Source organism: Desulfocicer vacuolatum DSM 3385 (assembly GCF_900176365.1).
Taxonomy (GTDB): domain Bacteria; phylum Desulfobacterota; class Desulfobacteria; order Desulfobacterales; family Desulfobacteraceae; genus Desulfocicer; species Desulfocicer vacuolatum.
In genome coordinates this window covers 1-2284 of the sequence record NZ_FWXY01000064.1, presented here as the reverse complement: position 1 = coordinate 2284, position 2284 = coordinate 1, and the positions used below count along the sequence as shown (strand labels likewise).

Genomic DNA, 2284 nt, shown 5'->3' with positions numbered 1-2284 from the left:
CAAAGTTCCTCAAAGACATATTGAAGTTGTTCGAGTCCTCGATCATTAATGGCTTCACAAAAACTGCTGAGACTGATACCACCATCAGGCGCTATATTGTTTTTGGCAAAATCATCTTCTTTCATGCATTGGACAAGATCTCTTGCAGACTCATGCTCTTGAAGGTGATAGAACAATAAAGCATTGAGCTGGTCTTCAAACGTCATTTTCAATGGCCGATACCCCCTTGAATTAAGCGCAGGGGTAGTGAGTAGAATTGTTTGTAAAGGCAACAGATATTGTATAAAGGATTCCGCATTAAATTTGATCTTTTGTTTTTTTAATTGTGCTATGGGCATTACTTCTCCTTGTTATAAAATCAATTACAACAAGACAAAAGCAATGCTTAATTAGCTCTTGTTTGGTTCATCCGATTAACGCGTACTTTTTAGTGTGAAGATCGAAAAGCTTGAGTTTAAAGAATTCCTGGTCGCGGTACCCATAAGCTTGACGTTTCATTGTTTTGATTTTGTTGTTGGTCCCTTCCAGCGGCCCAGATGAAATTCGATGATCATAATATGAAAGGATTCCACTTTTATGTGAACCAAGGGTTTTTGTAAATTTCATGAGCATTGGAATTTTGGATGCATTGGCAAGCTCTATCCAATTTTGTATTATTTTATTTCCAGTCTCTTTATCCTGCTGATTCCAAATTTGTCTCAACTCCTCCTTTAAATAATATGCAGTAGCTAATGGTTGATTGAGCTCAAGGGCCTCTTTTAACCGTTTGTCTTCATCTCTGCCTTTTTGAAGGTTTTCAGGGTTTTTTAGCAATAACCACCTGGTTCCTTTGATTAATTTTTGCTCTTCTGGCTTACCTGCGAGATGATTAAATAGGCTTCGCCTGAAATCTGAGAGCTTTTCATTAAACAATTTCACCACATGAAATCGATCAAAAACTATGTCTGCCCCGGGCAAATTATTTACTACAGCGCTGATGTAAGCAGGAGACATATCAATACCTACCGCCTTGATCTTAGCTCTTGCTCGTTTCAATTTAACCCAAAAGTCTGTTAATGCGTCAGCCCCCTTGCCCTTGCCGACATGGAAAATTCTACCTGAATCTAAATCCATGACAATGGTTATATATTGATGGCCTTTTCCAATGGATATCTCATCAATGGCAATTTTTTTCAGCTTTTTGTAATTAAGTTTTTTATAACGCCTTGATAAATGATTTTTATGTATCTCTTTTGCGGTATCCCAGCTTATTTTCAGATGATTGGCAATATCTTTAATTGTCATCATCGGTGAAAGAGAAAGAACATATTTTTCAAATGCACGGGTATATCTTTTTCCCCTGTCTGCAAAGGAAAGCTTTATTTGTCGGGTAACCTGACAGAAAGGACACCAGACTCGCTGAATATGTGAACGAAGCCAAATTGTTTTGGAACCAATTGGGACGGTTCTTATATCTCGGATAACCACCCCTCTTTTGATAACGGACTTTGCATTACATAGCGAGCATCTTAGAGCCTTGGGCTTTGGCGTGATCTCAAATATAATTTTCCCATTTTTATAGCCAGTACTTTTATATTTCTGGTCAGAAACCCCTAACGCGTGATAAACAAAGCTTGTGGACATGCTTCAATTCTCCCCTAATTGTATGGCCAATACAAAAAATATGGAAGATGAGCATGTCCACACCTATATTTCAAGAAAAAATTTAATTTTCAAAGAACTCCAAATTCGCCTTAGGATCAAAAGTACGGGATTTTCGGAAGAACCTCTTGTTTTTTAATAAATCAAGTATTTTATATTCTTTTTTAAGCATGCAAAAACCTAACCGGACATCACTGAAAGCCAATAGGTATTTCATCCAAATAGGCCAACATGGCAATGGGTTGGGTCTTTGAAATTCTTCTTTTGAAGTCAGCTATTCTTGCTTCGGAAATAGGAGGAGACCAGTCATTGAGTATATCCTCATCATAAAAATGTGATGCATGACCTTTATGCACGGCATCAAAGTGTATATTGACTATTATATCAGCTGATTCCGAATCAACGGATTTTAATTTAATATTTTTCATATTACGGTGTTTTCTGTGATGCTAACCCTAAAATAAGCGTGTTTTAAATAAAAATATTAAAAAAAAACTCGAAATGCCTTTAATTACAGTATATATTTAATTCGTAATAAAAAAATCTACACATAAAAAAGGACATTTCGAGTGAAGAGAATTATCGATAAAAAAATAAATAAACGCAAGCAAAAAATTCGTAAAAGGACCAAAAAACGAAATTG

At 36.0% G+C, this 2284-nt stretch carries 2 protein-coding genes and 1 pseudogene; all 3 read right to left on the bottom strand.

What is annotated here, in order from left to right:
• Window positions 1-338: pseudogene (locus B9A32_RS21220) on the bottom strand (IS4 family transposase); the annotation flags it as partial.
• Window positions 339-405: 67 nt separating this feature from the next.
• Entirely contained in the window at window positions 406-1623 is a 1218-nt protein-coding gene (locus tag B9A32_RS20850; RefSeq protein ID WP_084072114.1) for an ISL3 family transposase, read from the bottom strand.
• Between the two features lie 209 nt (window positions 1624-1832).
• On the bottom strand, window positions 1833-2069 hold the full coding sequence (locus B9A32_RS20845; protein ID WP_084072112.1) for a hypothetical protein: 237 nt from the start codon (window positions 2067-2069) through the stop codon (window positions 1833-1835).
• Window positions 2070-2284 lie beyond the last annotated feature (215 nt).

What these genes read in the sequence shown, in the direction of transcription:
- B9A32_RS20850 (WP_084072114.1), bottom strand. Translation starts at nt 1,623, where the DNA reads ATGTCCACAAGCTTTGTTTATCACGCGTTAGGGGTTTCTGACCAGAAA.
- B9A32_RS20845 (WP_084072112.1), bottom strand. Translation starts at nt 2,069, where the DNA reads ATGAAAAATATTAAATTAAAATCCGTTGATTCGGAATCAGCTGATATA.